17 protein-coding genes are annotated in these 21,261 nt (G+C 72.9%); 11 read left to right on the top strand and 6 right to left on the bottom strand.

All coding sequences use genetic code 11. The features are described 5' to 3' along the window. Positions 1-1,136, bottom strand: a 1,136-nt coding sequence (locus AB0F56_RS33715) for a BTAD domain-containing putative transcriptional regulator (protein ID WP_362016761.1), incomplete at its 3' end; no start/stop codon positions are given. 188 nt (positions 1,137-1,324) lie between these two features. Here AB0F56_RS33715 and AB0F56_RS33710 point away from each other — a divergent pair. Then, complete coding sequence (locus AB0F56_RS33710) at positions 1,325-3,400, top strand: SpoIIE family protein phosphatase (RefSeq protein ID WP_362016759.1); 2,076 nt, start codon at positions 1,325-1,327, stop codon at positions 3,398-3,400. Between the two features lie 16 nt (positions 3,401-3,416). Continuing rightward, a complete protein-coding gene (locus AB0F56_RS33705) occupies positions 3,417-4,430 on the top strand; it encodes a PHP domain-containing protein (RefSeq protein ID WP_362016757.1) in 1,014 nt (337 codons plus the stop codon). Positions 4,431-4,454: 24 nt separating this feature from the next. On the opposite strand, the gene AB0F56_RS33700 is transcribed toward AB0F56_RS33705, so the two are convergent. Continuing rightward, the gene (locus AB0F56_RS33700; protein WP_362016755.1) at positions 4,455-5,846 is read right to left on the bottom strand and encodes an NADP-dependent succinic semialdehyde dehydrogenase; all 1,392 of its coding nucleotides are present in this window, start codon (positions 5,844-5,846) and stop codon (positions 4,455-4,457) included. Between the two features lie 117 nt (positions 5,847-5,963). Then, positions 5,964-6,674, bottom strand: a complete 711-nt coding sequence (locus AB0F56_RS33695) for a ThuA domain-containing protein (protein WP_362016753.1) — start codon at positions 6,672-6,674, stop codon at positions 5,964-5,966. Between the two features lie 193 nt (positions 6,675-6,867). On the opposite strand from AB0F56_RS33695, the gene AB0F56_RS33690 reads away from it, so the two are divergent. After that, positions 6,868-7,674, top strand: a complete 807-nt coding sequence (locus AB0F56_RS33690) for a class II aldolase/adducin family protein (RefSeq protein ID WP_362016751.1) — start codon at positions 6,868-6,870, stop codon at positions 7,672-7,674. 8 nt (positions 7,675-7,682) lie between these two features. On the opposite strand, the gene AB0F56_RS33685 is transcribed toward AB0F56_RS33690, so the two are convergent. After that, a complete protein-coding gene (locus tag AB0F56_RS33685) occupies positions 7,683-8,303 on the bottom strand; it encodes a helix-turn-helix domain-containing protein (RefSeq protein ID WP_362016749.1) in 621 nt (206 codons plus the stop codon). A gap of 90 nt (positions 8,304-8,393) precedes the next feature. On the opposite strand from AB0F56_RS33685, the gene AB0F56_RS33680 reads away from it, so the two are divergent. The 3 genes from AB0F56_RS33680 (at position 8,394) to AB0F56_RS33670 (ending at position 12,681) form a co-directional block, all read left to right on the top strand. Then, complete coding sequence (locus tag AB0F56_RS33680) at positions 8,394-10,943, top strand: FHA domain-containing protein (protein ID WP_362016747.1); 2,550 nt, start codon at positions 8,394-8,396, stop codon at positions 10,941-10,943. Positions 10,944-11,029: 86 nt separating this feature from the next. After that, complete coding sequence (locus tag AB0F56_RS33675) at positions 11,030-11,674, top strand: hypothetical protein (RefSeq protein WP_362016745.1); 645 nt, start codon at positions 11,030-11,032, stop codon at positions 11,672-11,674. Further along, positions 11,674-12,681, top strand: a complete 1,008-nt coding sequence (locus AB0F56_RS33670; RefSeq protein WP_362016743.1) for a serine/threonine-protein kinase — start codon at positions 11,674-11,676, stop codon at positions 12,679-12,681. Before AB0F56_RS33675 ends, AB0F56_RS33670 begins: the two co-directional genes overlap by 1 nt. A 24-nt stretch (positions 12,682-12,705) precedes the next feature. Here AB0F56_RS33670 and AB0F56_RS33665 read toward each other — a convergent pair whose 3' ends face one another. Further along, positions 12,706-14,019, bottom strand: coding sequence for a streptophobe family protein (locus tag AB0F56_RS33665; protein WP_362016741.1), 1,314 nt, complete (start codon positions 14,017-14,019; stop codon positions 12,706-12,708). A gap of 373 nt (positions 14,020-14,392) precedes the next feature. On the opposite strand from AB0F56_RS33665, the gene AB0F56_RS33660 reads away from it, so the two are divergent. From AB0F56_RS33660 to AB0F56_RS33650, 3 genes are all read left to right on the top strand, one after another. Then, on the top strand, positions 14,393-15,556 hold the full coding sequence (locus tag AB0F56_RS33660; protein ID WP_362016739.1) for a DUF6777 domain-containing protein: 1,164 nt from the start codon (positions 14,393-14,395) through the stop codon (positions 15,554-15,556). Positions 15,557-15,832: 276 nt separating this feature from the next. Further along, positions 15,833-17,326, top strand: a complete 1,494-nt coding sequence (locus AB0F56_RS33655) for a PLP-dependent aminotransferase family protein (protein ID WP_362016737.1) — start codon at positions 15,833-15,835, stop codon at positions 17,324-17,326. A 65-nt stretch (positions 17,327-17,391) separates the two neighbouring features. Further along, entirely contained in the window at positions 17,392-17,895 is a 504-nt protein-coding gene (locus AB0F56_RS33650; RefSeq protein WP_362016735.1) for an FBP domain-containing protein, read from the top strand. Positions 17,896-17,911: 16 nt separating this feature from the next. Here the strand turns inward: AB0F56_RS33650 and AB0F56_RS33645 are convergent, their stop codons facing one another. Next, a complete protein-coding gene (locus tag AB0F56_RS33645) occupies positions 17,912-19,114 on the bottom strand; it encodes an acyl-CoA dehydrogenase family protein (RefSeq protein WP_362016733.1) in 1,203 nt (400 codons plus the stop codon). Positions 19,115-19,249: 135 nt separating this feature from the next. Between AB0F56_RS33645 and AB0F56_RS33640 the strand changes: the two genes are divergently transcribed. Continuing rightward, positions 19,250-20,425, top strand: a complete 1,176-nt coding sequence (locus AB0F56_RS33640) for a CoA transferase (RefSeq protein WP_362016732.1) — start codon at positions 19,250-19,252, stop codon at positions 20,423-20,425. A gap of 113 nt (positions 20,426-20,538) precedes the next feature. Next, entirely contained in the window at positions 20,539-21,204 is a 666-nt protein-coding gene (locus AB0F56_RS33635) for a GntR family transcriptional regulator (protein ID WP_362016730.1), read from the top strand. Positions 21,205-21,261 lie beyond the last annotated feature (57 nt).

Here is a 21,261-nt window from a genome sequence, read left to right as displayed (position 1 = left end):
AACTCCGCCGCCGCCCCGATCACATGCTCACAGTTGTCCAGAAGCAGCAGCAGACGACGCGACGCGCAGTGCTCCACGAGACGGGTCAGCGCGTCCCTGGGCATGGCTCCCCACGACTGGGTCTCACGGCCGCCGAGGGCGGTGAGGACAGCGGCCGACACCTCGGATTCGACGCGTACTGAGGCGAGTTCGGCCGACCCCACCCCGTCAGGCCACCGCCCCACCTCGGCGTCGGCGGCCTCCAGAGCCAGCCTGGTCTTCCCCACCCCGCCCGGTCCGATCAGGGTGACCAGCCGCCGCTTCCCCAACTCGGCTACCAGAACGTCGAGTTCTTTTTCCCTCCCGACGAAGGAGGTCGGCCGGGCGGGCAGTCGGAGCGACGGCACCGGCACGGACGGAGACCCGTCGCCCGCCAGCAACTCCGCATGCAAGTCCCGTAGTTCGGCCCCGGGGTCCGTCCCCAGGCGGTCCGCGAGCACGGTGCGGACCTCGTCGTACACGCGTAGCGCCTCGGCCCCGCGTCCGGCGGCCCGCAGGGCGCGGATGCGGAGTGCCTGAACGGTCTCGTCCAGGGGCCGCTCCGCCGCGAGGGCCTCCATTGGCGCCACGGCGGTCGTGGCCCGCCCGAGGGCCAGCTCGGCGGCGAGGCGGTCCTTGCGGGCGTGGGCGTGGCGCTGTTCCAGCCGTACGACGACGGGGTCGCCGTCCCGGCCCGGCAGATCGGCGAGCGCCGGCCCCCGCCACAGCCCGAGCGCCTCGTCGAGCAGGCGCGCCGCCCGCGCCGCCTCCCCGGCCGCCAGCGCCTCCGCGCCCTCGGCGGCCAGCCGCTCGAACACGTACAGGTCGACGTCCTCGGCCCCCGCCGCGAGCCGGTACCCGCCGGCGACCGAGTCCACCGCCTCGCGCCCCAGCGCCCGGCGGAGCCGCCCGATCAGCGCCTGGAGCGCCTCCGTGCCGTTCCCGGGCGGGTCGCCCTCCCAGATCAGCTCGATCAGCTCGTCCGCCCGTACGGCGCGCCCGGGCGCGCCCGCCAGCGCGGACAGGAGGGCCCGGAGGCGGGCACCGCTGAGCGCGGCCTCCCCGCCGTCGGCCCGGAGGGCCTGGCAGGGGCCGAGGACGCGGTACCGGATGATCACCGGCCCATTCTCCCCCGACCCCGAACCCGACCCCGACCGGCCCGGCCGACCCCTCCGTCCCCTGCGGCCCCCTGCGCCTCCCTGCGACCCCCGCACGGCCCTCGGCGCGCCCCCCCTCGGTCACAACTCGGGTACTCGGTGTGTCGCCGCCATGGCGTCGGAGGGGTGCGGGTTCGACAATGGTGAGGATGACCGATGACGACCGGCGCACGCGCAGTGGCGAGATCGGGCCCACCGAGCGGCTCGCCATGAATCGGACCGGCAGCTTCGACTGGGACCTCGACACGGGCACCATCGACGTCGACGAGGCCGGGCTGCTGGTCTTCGGGCTGGACGCGAGCGAGTTCGACGGACGCCCCGCCACGCTCGTCCAGCGCCTCGACCCCGAGGAGCGCGCCCGGGTCGACGGGGTCGTGCGGGCGGCGATCACCAGCGGCGAGACCTCGTACACCGCGCAGTTCCGGATCGAGGGCGCCGACGGAGCACCCCAGTGGACGCACGTCCAGGCGCGAATTCTGCGCACGCCGGACGAGCGGGCGCACCGGATCGTCGGCATCGTCCGCGACACCACCGCCGAGGTCACCCACTCCGCCTTCGTCCTCGAACTGGAGAAGCGGCGCGAGGTCCAGACGAGCATCGTCCAGCGGACCACGCACGCGCTGTCGCGGGCGGTGACCGTCGACGACGTGACGGCGGCCATGACCGGCCCCGGCGGGCTGGCCCGGCTCGGTGCGGACGGGCTCGCGCTCGGCCTTGTCGAGAACGGCTCGCTGAACGTCATCGCGCTGAGCGGGGAGTCCCTGGAGGCCCTCAACGACTTCCGGTCGCACCGGCTCGACCGGGGGCTGCCGCTGGCAGAGGCGGTGCTCAGCGGCCGGCCGCGGTTCGTGTCCGCGTTCGGCACCCTCGGGCGGGACTACCCGGAACTGGCCCCCTACGTCGAGCGGCTGAAGTTCACGTCCGCCTGCTACCTGCCGCTCGTCGCCCAGGCCCGGTCCCTGGGCGGGATGGCGCTGTTCTACCGGCGCCGCTCCGCGTTCAACGCCGACGAGCGCAACCTGCTGCTCGGCCTCGCCGCGATCGTCGCGCAGTCCCTCCAGCGCGCCATCCTCTTCGACGAGGAGCGGGAGCTGGCCACCGGGCTGCAGGAGACCATGCTGCCGCGCCGCATCCCGGCGATCTCGGGCGGAGAGATCGCCGTCCGCTACCACGCGGCCTGGAGCGGGCGACAGGTCGGCGGCGACTGGTACGACGTGATCTCGCTGCCCCGGGGCAGGGTCGGGGTCGTCGTCGGGGACGTCCAGGGGCACGACACGCACGCGGCCGCGATCATGGGGCAGTTGCGGATCGCGCTGCGGGCGTACGCGGGTGAGGGCCACGCGCCCTCGACCGTCCTGGCCCGGGCCTCCCGTTTTCTCGCCGAGCTGGACACCAACCGCTTCGCGACCTGCACGTACGCCCAGGTCGACCTGGGCAGCGGGACCGTGCGCGCCGTGCGCGCCGGGCACCTGGGGCCGCTGATCCGGCACACCGACGGCCGCGTCGGGCAGCCGAAGCTGCGGGGCGGGCTGCCGCTGGGTCTTGCGACCGTGTTCGGGGACGAGGAGTTCCCGGAGACCCGGCTCGACCTCGTCCCCGGCGAGACGCTGGTGCTGTGCACCGACGGGCTGGTCGAGCAGCCGGGCTCGGACATCCAGGCCGGCCTCGACGCGCTGTCGGTGGCGATGAGCGCCGGTCCGCCGCAGGCGGAGGCGCTCGCGGACCACCTGTCGGAGCAGCTCTGGGAGCGCTGGGGCGCCGGGGACGACGTGGCGCTGCTGGTGCTGCGGCGCAGCCCGGACCCGGGGACGCCGCGTGCGCCGCGCATCCACCAGTACATCCACCAGGCCGATCCGCAGGGCCTCTCGGACGCGCGGGCCGCGGTGGGCCAGGCGCTGCGGGACTGGGACATGTCCGAGCTGGCCGACGACGCCGAGCTGTTGACCGGCGAGCTGCTCGTCAACGTACTGCTGCACACGGAGGGCGGTGCGGTGCTCACCCTGGAGGTGCTGCCCGAGCCGGTGCGCCGGGTACGGCTGTCGGTGCAGGACCGTTCGAGCGCCTGGCCCCGGCGTCGTACGCCCGGCGAGGCGGCGACCTCGGGGCGCGGGCTGCTGCTGCTCGACGCGCTGGCGTCGCGGTGGGGCGTGGAGCCGCGCGGCGAAGGCAAGGCGGTGTGGTGCGAGATCGGCCCGGTGCACGCCGCCACCACCGGGCGAGGGTGAGGGGTGAGGAGCCGGTATGGACCCCGTGGCGGCGCTGGACCGGATCGCCTTCCTGCTGGAGCGCTCGCAGGCGCCCACGTACCGCGTCCGGGCGTTCCGTACCGCCTCCGCCGCCGTCGCGGCCATGGCGGACGGTGAGGCCGAGCGACGCGCGACGGCCGGGACCCTGGAGACGGTGAAGGGCATCGGCCCGAAGACGGCCGCCGTGATCCGGGAGGCCCTGGAGGGGCGGGTGCCGGAGTATCTGGCGCGCTTGGAGGCCGAGATCCCCGTACCCGAGGTCACCGGCGGCGAGACGCTGCGGGCGGCGCTGCGGGGCGACTGCCATCTCCACTCCGAGTGGTCCGACGGCGGCTCCACGATCGAGGACATGGGCCGCACGGCGGCGCGGATCGGCCACGAGTGGGCGGTCCTCACCGATCACTCCCCCAGCCTGAAGGTGGCGCGCGGCCTGTCGCCCGAGCGGCTGCGCGAGCAACTGGACGTGGTGGAGCGGCTGAACGAGGAGTGGGCGCCGTTCCGGCTGCTGACCGGGATCGAGTGCGACATCCTGGAGGACGGTTCGCTGGATCAGGAGCCGGAGCTGCTGGACCGCCTTGACCTGGTGGTCGGCTCCGTGCACTCGAAGCTGCGGATGGACGCGCCGGCGATGACCCGGCGGATGGAGAAGGCTGTACGCAATCCGCTGATGGACGTCCTCGGCCACTGCACGGGGCGGCTGGTCAGCGGGGGCCGGTTGCGGCCCGAGTCGGTCTTCGACGCGGAGCGCGTCTTCGCCGCCTGCGCGGAGTCGGGGACGGCGGTGGAGATCAACAGCCGCCCGGAGCGCCTCGACCCGCCGCGTCGGCTGCTGCGCCAGGCCGTGGAGGCGGGGGTGTGGTTCGCGGTGGACACGGACGCGCACGCGCCGGGTCAGTTGGAGTGGCAGATCTTCGGGTGCGCGCGGGCCGAGGAGTGCGAGGTGCCCACGGAGCGGGTGGTCAACACCTGGTCGGCGGACGAGCTGTTGGCGTGGACGCGCGGCGAGTAGGGCCTGTGGGAGCGGGAAGGGTGGTCAGCTCCGCTGCCAGACGGTCGTCGCGTTGCAGAACTCGCGGATGCCGTGGCCGGAGAGCTCACGACCGTAGCCGGAGCGCTTCACGCCGCCGAACGGGAGCGCGGGGTGCGAGGCCGTCATCCCGTTGACGAACACGCCGCCCGCCTCCAAGTCCCGTACGAAGAAGGCGATGTCCGCGTCGTCGCGCGTCCACACGTTCGAACTCAGCCCGAACGGTGAGTCGTTGGCGACGGCCACGGCCTCCTCGATGTCGCTGACCTGATAGAGGGTGGCGACCGGGCCGAACGTCTCCTCCTGATGGATGCGCATCTCGGGAGTGATGTCGGCCAGCACGGTCGGAAGGTAGAACCAGCCGCGCGACCGGTCCGAAGGGCGGGATCCGCCGCAGAGGACCGTGGCGCCCTTGCGTACGGCGTCGTCGACGAGTTCCTCCAGGTCGGCCCGGCCCTGTTCGGTGGCGAGCGGGCCGACGTCGGTGGCCTCGTCGAGGGGGTCGCCGACCGTGAGGGCGGACATGGCGGCCGTGAAGCGTTCGGCGAAGTGGTCGTAGACGTCGCCGTGGACGATGAACCGCTTGGCCGCGATGCAGGACTGGCCGTTGTTCTGCACGCGCGCGGTGACGGCGGTCTTCACGGCACGGGTGCCGTCCGCGGACGGCATCACGATGTACGGGTCGCTGCCGCCGAGCTCCAGGACCGTCTTCTTGACCTCGTCGCCCGCGATGGCGGCGACCGAGCGGCCGGCCGGCTCGCTGCCGGTGAGGGTGGCGGCGACGACCCGCCGGTCGCGCAGGACCGCCTCGACGGCGCCGGAGCCGATGAGGAGGGTCTGGAAGCAGCCCTCGGGGAATCCGGCCCGGCGGAAGAGATCACCCAGGTAGAGGGCGGTCCGCGGGACGTTGGAGGCGTGCTTGAGCAGTCCGGTGTTCCCGGCCATGAGCGCGGGCGCGGCGAACCGGATGACCTGCCAGAGCGGGAAGTTCCACGGCATGACGGCGAGGATCGGGCCGAGGGGCCGGTAGTGGACGCGTGCGGCGTCCGCACCGGAGTCCCGCACGTCGGCCGGGGCCGGGTGCTCGTCGGCGAGCAGCGCCTCGGCGTGGTCGGCGTACCAGCGCATCGACTTGGCGCACTTGGCGGCCTCGGCACGGGCGGCCTTGATCGGCTTGCCCATCTCGGTGGTCATCGTGCGGGCGACGTCCTCGGCGTCCTCGTCGAGGAGGTCGGCGGCCCGGCGCATGAGACGGGCGCGCTCGGCGAACGAGGTCGCGCGGTACTGGCGGAACGTCTCGTGCGAGGCGGCGACCCGCCGCTCCACCTCGTCGTGACCGTGCGCGTCATAGGTGCGCAGCGTCTCCCCCGTGGCGGGGTTTACGGTGGCGATCGCCATCTCAGCTCCTCCTGACCGTCCGCCCCACAGGCACCCTCCCGCGCCCAGGACCGGACCGCAATCGGGGAGGGGGCGCGGGGGTGAGGGCCCCGGCCTCCCTGGGCCCCCGGACGCCCCCTAGAGACCCCGGCCCGGAGTCCCCGCGGGCGGCGACACCCAGTGCAGCGCCCCTGCCAGATGGCCCCGGAACGACTCGTCCTCGTACGCCTCCGACGCGTGGCCGAGCGCCGTGAAGAAGACCCGGCCCTCGCCCACCTCACGGCACCAGACCAGGGGATGGTCCGCGCCCAGCGTTCCGCCCCGGTACGTCGACTCGTCCGCGCGGGCCAGGACCCGTACGCCGGCGCTCCGCGGGTTCGACGTGAAGTTGTACCACTCGTCCGTCCAGGACCAGCGGCCCGGCAGCGCGGCCGTCGCCGGGTGGTCCGGCGCGTCCACGCACACCACGCCCGGCTGGATCTCCGGGTGGCCGTCGAAGCGGGTGCCGAGCAGCTCGCCGTAGAAGGGCCAGTCGGGCTCCGCGTTGGCCGCCGCGTGGATCGCGAGAAAGCCTCCGCCGCCGAGGACGTACGCCTCGAAGGCCGCACGCGCCGACTCGGTCAGGACCGTGCCGGTCGTGGAGAGGAAGACCACCGCCGCGCACCGCCCGAGCCGCTCCGGCGTGAAGGCGCCCGGGTCCTCGGTCGCCTCGGCCTCGTACCCCGCCGCCTCCGCCAGCGCCACCAGCGCCTTCGCGCCCGCCGGGATCGAGTCGTGGCGGTAGCCGGCGGTACGGGTGTAGATCAGGACGTTGCTCGGAACGTTGATCGGAACGTCGGTGCTCGGCACGAGGTCAGCTCCCCCAGGCGGTAAGCGCTTTCTCCATTCGGCGCTCGGCCGACCGTAGCCACCCGCGCCCCCGCACCGCAACCACGACCACGACCACGACCGAACCATTGGCGAATCGGATACATCTCTGTATCTTCTGGCGCGCATCGCGCCCCGCAAGCCGGATCGCGCCCCGCCGTCGTGAGGAGCCCCCGTGAGCACTCTCCCGCCCGCCCTGGCCGCCGCCGTGGGCCCGCTGCCCGAGGGGGTCACCCTCCCGTTGCCGCCCACCTTCGACTCCGTCGAGGAGGAGCGCCGCTACCGCAAGGAACAACTCGCGGCGGGATTCCGGCTCTTCGGGCGATTCGGGTTCTCCGAGGGAGTCGCCGGGCACATCACCGTCCGCGACCCGGAGAACCCGGACGCCTTCTGGGTCAACCCGTTCGGGATGAGCTTCAGCCAGATCAAGGCCTCCGATCTGATCCTCGTCGACCACGAGGGCACCGTGCTCTCCGGCAACCGGCCCGTGAACCGTGCCGCGTTCGTCATCCACTCGCAGGTGCACGCGGCCCGGCCCGACGCGGTCGCCGCCGCGCACTCGCACTCGCTGCACGGCAAGGCGTTCTCCAGCCTCGGCATCCCGCTCGCGCCGATCACGCAGGACGCCTGCGCCTTCTTCGAGGACCACGGGATCTACGACGACTACCGGGGCGTCGTCAACGAGCTGGACGAGGGCAAGCGCGTCGCGAAGGCCCTCGCGGGACACAAGGCGGTCATCCTCAAGAACCACGGGCTGCTCACCGTCGGGCAGTCGGTCGCCGAGGCCGTCTGGTGGTTCGTCACCATGGAACGCTCCTGCCAGGCCCAGCTGTTGGCCATGGCCGCCGGTACGCCGCAGCTGATCGACCGCGAGACGGCGCTCGTCACCCGGGGCCAGGTCGGCACGCACCTGGCCGGCTGGTTCCAGGCCCGGCCGCTGTGGGACCAGATCACCGCCTCCGACCCCGACCTCTTCGACTGACCGATCCGCTAGCGGCCGGTGTCGATCTCCCGGGTCGAGGCCGCCAACAGCGGGGCGAGGAAGTCCCGTTCCAGGCTGCCCGGCGGCAACTCCTCGGGCTCGACATAGCTCTGCGCGAGTCCGCCCTCGCGCAGGGCGATGAGCATCCGGGCGAACCTGTCGGCGTCCACGGTCAGTTCGCGTCCCGCCCTGCGCAGTACGGCCGTCAGGCCTCGGGCGATCTCGGCCCGCAGCCGGGCGTCGTGCCGGGCGAGCACCCAGGCCGCCTGCCGGTCCCGGATGGCGTGCAGGGTGAACTCGGTGGTGACGAGGTACCAGTCGCGCTCGTCCGGTTCGATCCGGGCGGCGAGTTCGGCGAGCCGCTCCAGCGTGTAGTCCTCGGCGGCGAGGGTGTCGACGGCCTCCGCGAGCCGCCGTACGGTCCGCTCGCTGTGCTCGTCGAAGAGGGCGAGGAAGAGCTCTTCCTTGCTGGCGAAGTTCGAGTAGTACGCACCCCGGGTGTAGCCGGCACGCTCACAGATCTGCTCGATGGAGGTGGCGTGGAAACCGTGCTCGGCGAAGGTCTCCAGGGCGGCCTTGAGCAGGGCTGCTCTGGTGCGGGGCCGACGCTTGGTGACACCTTTCGGCACGGGTGGGCCCTCCTTCGGCGGTGCTGGAGGCGCCCACGATACCGGCGGCTCTCGCAGGCACGGATCGGCCCCGGAAGATAAAATTCACGCATGGGACAGCGGCCCGTCGCGCCCGCCGCACCCGAGCTCGTCCTCGAGATCCACGGGGACGCAACCGTGATGAGTCCGAGCCGGGTCTACCGCATCGGGCGCGACCCCACCAGCGACATCGTCCTCGACGACGACCGCACCTCCTGGCACCACGCGGTCCTGCGGGCCGTCGGTGACCACTGGACCCTCGAGGACGAGGGCAGCACCAACGGAACGTACGCGGACAGCCACCGCGTCGCCGTGCGCGAGGTCGGCCCGGGGACGGTCATCCGGTTCGGGCACCCCGGAGACGGCCCCCGCGCGGTGCTGTCGGGCACGGCGACGGCCCCGGCTGTCCCGGCGCCCGAGGCCCCGGCGCCGGAAGCGCCCTCGCCCGGGGTCCCGGAAGCCCCCCAAACCCCCGAACCTCCCTTGGTACGGGAGCCAGGCCCCGGAGCCCCCGTACCCCCGCCGCCGCCCGTGCCGGGTCCCGAGCCGTCGCCGGTGCCGCCTCCCGTACCGGTTCCCGAGCCGCCGGCTCCCGCGCCGCCGCGCACCCCGCCGCGGCCGTCCTCGGTCTCGCATCCGGCCCTGACCGGCACCTTCCGCCGGCCCACGTCCGTGCGGCCGCTTCCGACGCGCACCGTCCGCATCGGCCGGGCGCCCGAAAACGACCTGGTCGTCGACGATCTCGTCGTCTCACGGCACCACGCCGAACTGCGGGCCCACCCGGACGGCACGTACTGGATCCAGGACCTCGGCAGCCACAACGGCACCTTCCTCAACGGCGCCCCCGTCGTCGAGTCCCGCGTCACCCCGGACGACATCGTCGGCATCGGGCACTCGGCCTTCTGCCTCATCGGGGGACAGCTCGTCGAGTTCACCGACACCGGTGAGGTCTCCCTCGACGTGCAGGACCTCGCCGTCACGGTCGACCACGGCCGGAAGACGCTCCTGGAGGAGGTGTCCTTCCCGGTCGGGCAGAAGTGCCTGCTCGCGGTGGTCGGGCCGTCCGGCGCGGGCAAGTCGACGCTGCTGGGCGCGCTCACCGGTCAGCGTCCCGCCGACCACGGCACGGTCCTCTACGACGGCCGGGACCTCTACCGCGACTACGCGGAGCTGCGCCAGCGCATCGGCCTCGTCCCGCAGGACGACATCCTCCATCTGCAGCTCACCGTGCGACGCGCCCTCGCCTACGCCGCCGAGTTGCGCTTCCCCGAGGACACGGCCCCCGCCGAACGCAAGGCGCGCGTGGACGAGGTGATCGGCGAACTCGGCCTCGTCGAGCGGGCACAGCAGCCCATCCACAGTCTCTCCGGCGGCCAGCGCAAGCGGGTGAGCGTGGCCCTCGAGCTGCTCACCAAGCCGTCGTTGCTCTTCCTCGACGAGCCGACGTCCGGTCTCGACCCGGGCATGGACCGGTCCGTGATGCACATGCTGCGCGGGCTCGCCGACGACGGCCGTACGGTCATCGTCGTCACGCACAGCGTCCTGAGCCTGGACGTCTGCGACCGGCTGCTCGTCCTCGCGCCCGGTGGGCGTGTCGCCTACTTCGGGCCGCCGGACGACACGCTGGGCTTCTTCGGTTTCGACCAGTGGCCCGAGGCGTTCGAGGCCTTCGAGACCGAGCGCGGGCGGGACTGGGCGGGGCAGTACCGCTCGTCGCGCTTCCACCGGCAGTACATCTCCGACGCGATGCAACGGGCCGGGCTGCCCGCCGGCGGGGCCGTTCCCGAGCCCCCGCCGCCGCGCAAGGCGCAGAGCTGGGGTTCCCAGCTCCGTACGCTCGTACGCCGGTACGCGGCGGCGCTCTCCGCCGACCGCACGTTCCTGGCCATCATGATCGCCCTGCCGTTCATCATGGGGGCGATGGCCCGGGCGCTCTCGGAGGGCAGTCTCAACGCCGAGTCGACGCTGAACGTGTTGCTGATCCTGTGTGTCGGCGGGGTGCTGACGGGTGCGGCCAACGCCGTGCGGGAGCTCGTGAAGGAACGCACGATCTACCGCCGCGAGAGAGCCGTCGGCCTCTCCCGCTCCGCTTACCTCATGTCGAAGGTGGTGGTGCTCGGGCTGATCACCGTCGTCCAGGCGGTGGTCCTCACACTCGTCGCGCTGATCGGGGTCCCGCTGAACGTACCGGGCGGCAAGGGCGTGCTGATGCCGCCGCTCATCGAGCTGACGCTCGCGGTCGCACTGCTGTCCTTCACGGCGATGATGCTCGGTCTGTTCGTCTCCGCCCTTGTGCGCAAGGAGGAGGTGACGATGCCGCTGCTCGTCCTCCTGGCCATCGTGCAGGTGGTGTTCTGCGGAGCTCTGCTCACCGTCACCGGGACGCCTGTCCTGGAGCAGTTGGCGTGGCTGGTGCCGTCGCGGTGGGCGTTCGCGGCGATGGGAGCGACGATCGACATCGGGACGACCGCGCCGAGCGACAAGACGGCCGATCCCCTGATGGACCACACGGTGGGCGCGTGGCTGTTCGACATGGGGATGCTGGTGTTGCTGTGTGTCGTGCTCGGCTTCCTGGTGGCGAGGCTGTTGCGGCGGCACGAGCCGGTGGTCATGCGGAAGTAGCCGATTTCGGATCCAATATCCATGATCCGATATCCGATATCCGATATCCCCGATCCCAAGTCCGGAACAGTGAAGGCAGGCGGCCCATGGGCATCCCGGTCACTCCCCCGGTACCCGACGGCGTACCGGACTTCCGGCCGACACACATCGTGCCGCGCGACGGTCTGCCCGCCTGGGAGGGTCCCGACCCGGCACTCCCGACGGTGCCCCTCGACGCGTTCCTGCCCGTGCAGCTGACGCAGCGGGTCGGCGACTGGGGCGAGGTCCTGTGCTCCAACGGCTGGTCCGCGTGGGTGGACGCCCGCCTGCTCGTCTCCGTACCGGTGGATCCGCCGGAGGCCCGTCAGCCGCTCGCCAGGACCGCCGACCCCCGGCCTCTGATCGCCCGGGCGGAGGAGTCGCTCGGCAGGTACCGGCGGGCCGCGGAGGAGCTGGCGGCCTCGCGGGTCGACCGGGACACGTTCCAGCGGCGGACGCACGGGCTGCGGGTGGGGATGGTGGTCGACGGCGAGGCCCTCTGGCTGTACGACGCGGAGCACGAGCGCTGGGTGTACTGCGACGGTACGGCCCTGAGTACGTACGCGGCCTCGTCCGGCCCATCGGTCGCCGCTGTCGTGCACGAGCCGACGCGGGTGGTGCCCCGCCTGGAGGAGGACGATCAGCGGCAGGCGCCCGCCGGCCCGCCCCCCACCCAGGTCGTGGACCAGGCGCAGCTGCCGGGTGAGGGCTGATGGGCGGCCCGGCCCGGGACACGGACCTGCCCGCAGGCCGGGAGTCGGGGCTGGTCGGCAAGCAGATCGCGGACTACCGCGTCGAGGCGGAGATCGGCCGCGGCGGAATGGCGGTCGTGTACCGGGCGCGTGACCTGCGCCTCGACCGGACGGTGGCGTTGAAGCTGCTCGCGCCCGAACTGGCCCGCAACGACACGTTCCGCAAGCGGTTCGCGCACGAGTCGCGGGTGGCGGCCGCGATCGACCATCCGCACATCGTGCCGGTCTTCGAGGCAGGTGAGACGGAGGGCGTCCTGTACATCGCCATGCGCTTCGTCGCCGGCCAGGACCTGCGGGCGCTCCTCGACCGCGAGGGCCCGCTCCCGACGGTGAAGGCGGGTCGGATCGCCGTGCAGGTGGCGTCGGCGCTGGACGCGGCGCACGCGCACGACCTGGTGCACCGGGACGTGAAGCCGGGGAACATCCTGGTCGCCGAGGGCACCGACCGCGACCATCCCGAGCATGTGTACCTCACGGACTTCGGGCTCACGAAGAAGTCCCTGTCGCTGACCGGCCTGACGACGGTCGGGCAGTTCGTGGGCACGCTGGACTATGTGGCGCCCGAGCAGATCTCGGGGAAGCCGGTGGATGGCCGCTGCGACGTGTACAGCCTGGCGTGCGTGGTCTACGAGACGCTCACGGGCGCGCCGCCGTTCCGCCGCGACGACGACATGGCACTGCTCTGGGCCCACCAGTACGACCCGCCGCCCCCGGCGTCGTCCGAACGGCCCGAACTGACCGAGGCGGCGGACCAGGTGCTCTCGAAGGCGCTGGCGAAGGTGCCGGAGGAGCGGTACGGAACGTGTCTGGAGTTCGTCGCGGCGCTGCGGGCGGCCCTGGAGCGGGGCGGCCCGGGTCCTGGCCCGGGCCGCGACGACGGCGAAGGCCCGAAGCCGCCGCCCCCGCCGCCCCAACCGCCCGCCTGGGCCCGCCCGGTCTTCCGGGAGCCACCCGCCGCTTGGTACTAGACGCCGGGCACTGGACGCCCGGTACTAGACCTTCCCGCGGGTGTCCGTCTCGTCGCGGCGGCGCACGCTGGAGGCGAGGAGGCCGCCCAGGAATCCGGCGACGAGCCCCCAGAGCAGGGCGAAGCCGACGATCTTCCAGACGTCGGGGCGCAGGATGACCTGGCCGCCGAGGGATTCGAGTTCGCCGATGCCGAGGATGGAGAGCCCGAAGCGCGCCTCGACGAGGGTGACGGGGGCGATGACCAGCATGGTCAGGGCGAACGCGAGGCCCAGGTGCAGGGCGTGCTGCCAGAGCCGCGTCCGGGCGGGCGAGCGGAGGGCTGCCACGAAGGCCACGGCGAGCACGAGGACGGCCGCCACCGGGAGCATCCACCAGGCCCTGGAGTCGTATGAGGCGAGGGAGGACAGGTCCACCGTGGAGAGGCCCTCGGTGTCGGTGCGGAGCACCGCGTCGAGGATGGGCGGCATCGGCAGCCCGAACGGCCCTTCGACCGTGCCCTGCCAGGAGCCGCCGATCCCGACCCCGAGGGCGAGCCAGCTGACATTGGGCAGCCCCAGCAGGATGACCGCGAACGTCTCGGCCGCGTGGCCCCGCATGGCGGCCACGACGATGCCGATGACCAAGCCGATGACGACGTACGCGAGGACCAGGAGCAGCATCGCGGAGGCGACCGGCCGGACGGCTTCGTGGTAGCGGACCAGACGCGGCGGGAGCGGAGTCGCGCGCGACACCAGGAGGGCGATCAGGAGCACGCCGAGGATCCACAGGAGCCCGTAGAGCAGCGTGGGGCCGATTTCGGTGCGGAAGCCGACGGTGGGGTTCACCGCGTCGAGGAGTTCGCCGAACAGGTCGGACATCGGGTCCTCGCTCTGTCCGCCGGGGAGCGTGACGGGGAAGTCGCGGCGGGCGAGGGCGGAGAGCCCGGCGAGCGCGGCCAGCCAGAGCACGACGGTGCGCGCGACACGGGCGAGGAGGTCACCCGTCCGGGCGACGGCGTGGTGGCGGAGCGGCAGGAGGAAGCAGAATCCGGTGACCAGTGCGCCCACCAGGGTGACGGTGAGGGGCATGGCGGTCAGTTCGGCGTTCGTACCGGCGAGTGCGCTCGCGTCGCCGGAGAGGCTGATCTGGCCGCCGACGGCCATGACGACGACCGCGGCAACGACGTTGACGAAGCCGCCGGGCAGGTCGGCGGCGCCCGCGGCCCAGAGGCCGAGTGCGGCGACGACGGCCATCGCGAGGAACCCGGCGAGGACGGCTACCAGGGCCTCGCCCCAGTGGCGGGCGAAGTGGCCGGTGTCGTGCGCCGGGCGGGACGTGGTGGGGAGCCGACTGCTCACGCTCACCACGCTAGTACCGGAGGTTCCTGCTCGCAGGGCCTGTGGACAACGTCCGCTTGCGGGCAGGGCCCGTTCCGCGCACACAATGGGCGCGGAACGGAAGAAAGGGAAAAATGTGACTTCCCACCCGCCCTCCGGCCGCCCCTCGGTTCCTCCCTCAGGTCCTCCTTCGGGTCCCCTCTCGGGCCCGAGCACCAGCCCGGGGCAGGCCGGTCCCCCACCACCCCCCGGACCCCCGCACGACGGCTCGGGGGGTGGCTCCGGCGGTTCCGGCGGGCCCGGGGGCGGCGGCGGTACGGGGGGCGGCCAGGGCGAAGGCGGTGGCGGCGGCCCCTGGTGGCGCTCCGTCCCCAAGGTCGCCTCGGTCACGGCGGTGCTGGTCGCGGCCGTGGCCCTGGTGGTCGTCCTCACCCGTCCGGACGGCAACGGCGGTGACACCGGGGGCTCCGGCGGCGGCGAGGTGTTCCTGCAGAATGCCTCGGCGACCGGCCCCGACCCGTTCACCAAGTCGACGGCCCGCGCCTCCAATGCCGCGCAGTCGCCCACCCCGCTGCCCAGCCCGACCGCCACCGGGGACGTCACCGCCACGCGCAGCGTGTCCGGTTCGGCGGCGGGCCTGTACGGCGGTACGCAGAACACGGCGAGCTGCGACGTGGAGCAGCAGGTCCGCTACCTGTCCACCGAGCCGGCCAAGAACGCGGGCTTCGCCCAGGTCCTGGGGATCTCCACCGGCGAAGTGCCCGGGTATCTGCGCTCCCTGACCCCGCTTCAGCTCCGGGTCGACACCCGAGTGACCAATCACGGCTTCCGGGACGGTGCCCCGACCTCGTACCAGGCGGTGCTCCAGGCCGGTACGGCCGTGCTCGTCGACGACCGGGGCGTGCCCCGGGTGCGCTGTGCCTGCGGAAACCCGCTGAAGCCGCCGGTCGCCCAGAAGGATCCGAAGACGACGGGGACCAAGTGGGCGGGCTATCAGCCCTCCCAGGTGGTCGTCGTGACGCCCTCGGTGACCGTGGTGAACGTCTTCGTGGTGTACGACCCCGAGGACGACGGCTGGTTCGCCCGCGAGCCGGGCGACACGGGGAAGCAGGACAAGCCGACGAAGCCGCCGACGGCGCCCCCGTCGCCCTCCGTCTCGGGCTCGGTCACCGACTCCCCCAGTTCGCCGTCGACGTCTTCGCCCACGCCGGTGCCCTGCGTGACGGTGACGGGCAGGGAGCCGCCCGGGCCCAGTGGTGGCGTCACTCCTCCGGCTTGCCCGTCGGCGCCGTCGTCGTCCTCGCCGGCTCCAGAGTCGCCCGCGTCGCCCGAGTCGCCCGCCTCACCGGATTCGCCGAGCCCGCAGTCGGAACCGGCGACCGACGACACGACGGCGACGAACGGAACGCCCTCGGACGACACGACCGGCACCACGGAGCAGTCGGCGTCGGTGAGCCCGCAGTCGGCGGAGATCTCGGATTCGAGTTCCGGGCCGGCCCCGCAGCCCGGGCCGAACGTCGCCGGGCACGTCCTCGCGAACGCTCAGCCGGTCTCCTGAAGGCGGGCGCAGGACGGGGCGGCGGCGGACTCGGCTCTGTCGCCGCCCCTGCGGCGTCGGCCCACCACCGACACGGCCGCGCCGAATTTTCGGATCCAATATCCGATCGGCAGTGGCTCCGCGAGACGTTCCTCCGCCCGCTTCTGCCACAGCCTCTCGTCACGGTCGGTGAGGCGTGCACCCATCACTGTTCCCCTCTCCGCGGCCGCCGGGCCACTGAGACGGAGTCTGTAGCCTTATTGGACTGGACAGCAGAGCCAATGAGGAGTGATTGGCATGGCAGAGGGTCGAGTGGTCCGCAGTGTGGTCCGGACAGTGGTCCACACTGCGGACCGCACCCTGACCGGCCGCCAGCTGGCGGCGCTTCTGACGCGGCCGCCGGAGGGCAGATTCGGCTACCGGGAACTGGCGCGGGCCGTCAGGGAGACCCTGCTCGACGGCCGGGTCGCACTGCGCATGCGGCTGCCCGCCGAGCGGGAGCTCGCCCAGGCGCTCGCCGTGAGCCGTACGACCGTGACCGGTGCGTACGACCTGCTGCGGGAGAGCGGGTACGCGCACAGCCGCCGCGGCGCGGGCACCTGGACGGCGCTGCCCGACGGCCAGACCCCGGTCAGCCTGGCCGCCTTCCACGGCGCCCCCGACGCCGCCATCGATCTCGCGCTCGCCGCGCCCGAGGCCCCCGCCGACGAACTGGCCCGGGCGCTCACCGCCGCCTCCGCCGAACTGCCGCGCTACGCCCGCTCCCAGGGGTACCACCCCTTCGGCCTCCCGGAGCTGCGCTCCGCGATCGCGGACCGCTACACCCGCCGCGGGCTCCCCACGCTCCCCGAGCAGATCCTCGTCACCACGGGAGCCCAGCAGGCCCTCGCCCTGGCCGTGGCACTGCTCGGCGGCCCCGGCGACCGGGCGCTCGCGGAGAACCCCTCGTACACCAACGCCCTGGACGCGATGCGCGGCCGGCGGCTGCGCCTGACGCCCGTACCGGTCACCGAGTCGGGCTGGGACAGCGGGCTGATCGACGCGGCGCTGCGGCAGACCGCACCCCGACTCGCCTACCTGATCCCGGACTTCCACAATCCGACCGGGCAGCTGATGCCGGACGCGCAGCGCCGGGAGGTGACGCGCTCGGCGCGCGCCACCGGCACCTGGCTGGTGGTCGACGAGACGCTCACCGACATGGCCCTGGACGTGCCCGCCCCGCGACCGTTCGCGGCCGCCCCGGCGACCGGCGAGAGCGAGCAGATCATCAGCGTCGGCTCGCTCAGCAAGAGCTGCTGGGGCGGTCTGCGGGTGGGCTGGGCCCGGGCGGCGTCACGGGTGATCACCGAGCTGGCGCGGGTCCGCATCACCGCCGATCTGTCGGGTTCGGTCCTCGACCAGCTGCTGGCCGTCGAGCTGCTCGGCCGTCTCGACACGATCCTGCCGCGCCGCACCGAGGAGCTGCGGGTGCGCCGCGAGGCCCTGACGACGGCGCTCGCCCGCCATGTCCCTGAGTGGCGCTGGACGCTCCCGCCGGGCGGTCTGTGCCTCTGGGTCGACCTGGGCCGCCCCATCGCCTCCGCGCTGGCGGCACGGGCGCTGCGGCACGGCGTACGGGTGGAGGGCGGCACCCGGTTCGGCGTGGACGTGGGCACGCACGAGCACCGGCTGCGGATCCCGTTCGCGCTGCCGCCCGAGGTGTACGACACGGCCGCCGAGCGGCTCGCGGCGGCCCTCGCCGGGGCTCCGGCGCGGTTCTCGGACCCGGATCTGCCGGACTGGGTGGCCTGAGGCGGCGGCCGGCCCGGAGGGAAATCCGGATGCCCGGGCGGCGCGATGTGTGTACGGTCCACCGAGTGGAACCTCTCACCGACCAACAGATCCGCTCGTCGTTCGTGAACTGCACGAAGGGCGAGGCGAGCAGACTCAAGCTCCCGCTGGACTTCGCCGAGCTGCCCTGGCAGGACCTCGACTTCCTCGGCTGGGTCGACCCGGGCGCGCCGCTACGCGCCCACCTCGTCGTGCCGCGCGAGGACGGCCCGCTCGGCATCACCCTGCGGGTGCCGGCCACGAGCCGCACGAGCGCGGTCAAGTCCAGCCTGTGCCAGGTCTGTCTGACGGCGCACGCCTCGTCGGGCGTGACCCTGCTGGCGGCGCCGCTGGCCGGCGCGCGCGGACGCGAGGGGAACACGGTCGGCATCTACGTCTGTGCCGACCTGGCCTGTTCCCTGTACGTCCGCGGCAAGCGCCAGCCCAAGCTGCGGGCCGGCCGCCAGGAGGAGTCGCTGACGGTCGAGGGCCGCGTCGAGCGGATGACGACCAACCTGGACGCGTTCCTCGCGAAGGTGACGGCCGGCTAGGCGCACGCCGTGCCGGTCAGCGGAAGGCCTGTTCGCCCGTGAGCGCCTTGCCGATGACGAGGGAGTGGACCTCGCTGGTGCCTTCGTAGGTGAGGACCGACTCCAGGTTGTTGGCGTGGCGCAGCACCGGGTATTCGAGGGTGATGCCGTTCGCGCCGAGGATGGTGCGGCACTCACGGGCGATGGCGATGGCCTCGCGTACGTTGTTCAGCTTGCCCACGCTGACCTGTTCGGGCGTGAGGCCGCCCGCGTCCTTGAGGCGCCCCAGGTGGAGGGCGAGCAGCATGCCCTTGCCGAGTTCCAGGGACATGTCGGCGAGCTTCTGCTGCGTCAGCTGGTAGGAGGCCAGGGACCGTTCGAAGACGATGCGGTCGCCCGCGTACGCGATCGCCGATTCCAGGCAGTCGCGGGCGGCGCCGAGCGCACCGAACACGATGCCGAAGCGCGCCTCGTTGAGGCAGCCGAGCGGGCCGGAGAGGCCGCGCGCCTCGGGCAGCATCGCGTCGGCCGGCAGGCGGACGCCCTCCAGGACCAGTTCGCTGGTGACGCTGGCGCGCAGGGACAGCTTCCGCTTGATCTCGGGCGCGCTGAAGCCGGGGGTGCCGGCGGGCACGAGGAACCCGCGGACGCCTTCGTCGGTACGGGCCCAGACGACGGCGACGTCGGCGACCGAACCGTTGGTGATCCACATCTTGGTGCCGTCGAGCACCCAGTCGTCGCCGTCGCGGCGGGCGCGGGTGCGCATGGCTCCCGGATCCGATCCGGCGTCCGGCTCGGTGAGTCCGAAGCAGCCGATGTACTCGCCGGCGGCCATCCCGGGCAGCCACTGCTGCTTCTGCTCCTCGGAGCCGTACTTCCAGATCGCGTACATCGCGAGGGAGCCCTGCACGGAGACGAGGCTGCGCAGCCCGGAGTCGACGGCCTCCAGTTCCAGGCAGGCCAGTCCGTACGCGACGGCGTTGGTGCCCGCGCAGCCGTAGCCCTCCAGGTGCATGCCGAGGACGCCGACGCCGCCGAGCTGCCGGGCGAGTTCGCGGGCGGGGATGGCGCCCTCCTCGAACCAGTCGGCCACCTGGGGGCGGAGTTCCTTGTCCGCCATGGTGCGCACCGTCCGGCGGATCTCCCGCTCCTCGTCGGTCAGCAGGCCGTCGATCGCCAGCAGATCGAAGGGGTGGACGGGGGACGACTTCGACGCGGGCGACGGCTGCGACGACTTCACGGACGGCCTCCAGGCTGGTGCGACGATGCGGCGTGCCGAGCGTAGCGGGAGATTGGATTTTGGATCCAGTATTGAATATCTCTTCTCCGATCCCTACGTTCACAGGGGATCCCATCACCGGCGGAGGGCTGCGAGATGCACGCGGATCAGCGGGAATCGTCCGTCCCCGGCGCCCTGTCCGGCATCGTCGTGGCCGACTTCGGGCGCGTCCTCGCCGGGCCGTACATGACCATGCTGCTCGCCGACCTCGGCGCCGATGTGATCAAGATCGAGCGGCCCGGCTCCGGTGACGACACGCGCGCGTGGGGTCCCCCGTTCGCCGACGGCGAGGCCACGTACTTCCTCGGGGTGAACCGGAACAAGCGCTCTATCGCCCTCGACCTCACCGACCCGGCGGACCGCGACACCGCCCGGGCGATCGTCGACCGGGCCGACGTCCTCGTGGAGAACTTCCGGCCCGGCACCATGGAGAAGCTCGGCCTCGGCTACGAGGACGTCCGCGCGTCCAACCCCGGGCTCGTCTACTGCTCGGTGACCGGCTTCGGCGCGGCCGAGGGCGCCCATCTGCCCGGCTACGACCTCCTCGTCCAGGCGATGGGCGGGCTGATGAGCGTGACCGGCGAGCCCGGCGGCCAGGGGACGAAGACGGGCGTCGCGCTTGTCGACGTCATCACCGGTCTCCACGCGGGCCTCGGGGTCCTGGCCGCGCTGCGGCACCGGGAGCGTACGGGTGAGGGCCAGCGGGTCGAGGTCTCGCTGCTCACGTCCCTCCTCTCCGCGCTCACCAACCAGTCGGCCGCCCACCTTGGCGCCGGGATCGTCCCGCGCGCCATGGGCAACCGGCATCCGAGCATCGCCCCGTACGAGGTCTTCGAGGCGCGGGACCGGCCGCTGGTCCTCGCCGTGGGCAACGACCGCCAGTTCCGCGCACTCTGCGCGCGTCTCGGGCTGCCCGCGCTCGCCGACGACGCCCGCTTCGCCACCAACGCGGCCCGCGTCGCCCACCGCGAGGAGCTGATCGCGGCCCTGTCGGCGCCGCTCGCCGAGCGGACCGCCGACAGCTGGTTCGACGAGCTCACCGCCGCCGGCGTGCCCTGCGGCCCCATCAACGACCTCGCCGCGGCCTTCGAGTTGGCCGACCGACTTGGCCTCGCGCCCCGCGTCCCGGCCGACGCGGCGGGACCAGGCCAGGTCGTCAACCCGGTGACGCTCGGCGCCACCCCGCCCTCGTACCGCACCGCGCCCCCGCGTCTCGGCGAGCACACCGCCGCCCTGCTCGACGAGCTGGGACGGGCGCCCGGCGCCCCGTAGGAAGATGTCCGGACACCGGATCGGCGCCCGGCACGGGCGGCCGGCCGGGCAGGAATCAAGGAACGACGAATCCAGGAACGACGGGTCCAGGAACGACGGAAGGGTCACAGGCGATGAGCAGCGCGGTGCAGAAGGAGCGGCCGCCGACCGCCCAGCAGTTCGTCCTCAAGGAGCTGCGGCGCGCGATCTCCGCAGGCGAACTGCGGCCCGGCGGACAGATCCGCCAGGACGCGCTCGCCGCCCGGCTTGACGTCAGCCGTGTGCCCCTGCGGGAGGCCCTGAAGATCCTGGAGGGCGAGGGTCTCGTCGTCCACCACATCCACCGGGGCTACTTCGTCGCCGAGTTGTCTCTCGCGGACCTCGAAGAGGTATACCGGATCCGGCAGTTGCTGGAGACGGAGGCGGTCAGGCTCGGCGTCCGGCGCGCGAACGACGGGCTGCTCGCCTCGCTCGAGAAGATCCAGAGGGAGGTGGAACGGGCCGCCGCGGCCGGGGACGTGACGGCGATGGGCGCGGCCAACCGCCATTTCCACTTCGCCCTGATCGAGGCGTCCGGGATGCCGCGCCTGGTCCGCCTCGTCACCACCCTGTGGGACGCCACCGACGCCTACCGCTCGCTGTACTACACCGAGGTGCCGAACCGGGAGCTGGCCGTGCGCGAGCACCGGGCGGTCATCTCGGCCGTCCGCAACGGCGACGAGGAGGCCGTGGTGCGCGAACTCGACGCGCACCGTGCGCACGCGGTCGCGGCCCTGCACGAGACCCTCGACCTGGAGTGAGCCCCGCGCGGGGCCCAGTCCGAGACGGTCGGGCCCCGCGCCGCCGGGTCCCGTGCC

The sequence above is a fragment of the Streptomyces sp. NPDC026092 genome (assembly GCF_040638605.1).
GTDB lineage: Bacteria > Actinomycetota > Actinomycetes > Streptomycetales > Streptomycetaceae > Streptomyces.
The sequence above is the reverse complement of the archived record's forward strand: the minus strand, read 5'-3'. Positions and strand labels throughout refer to the sequence as shown.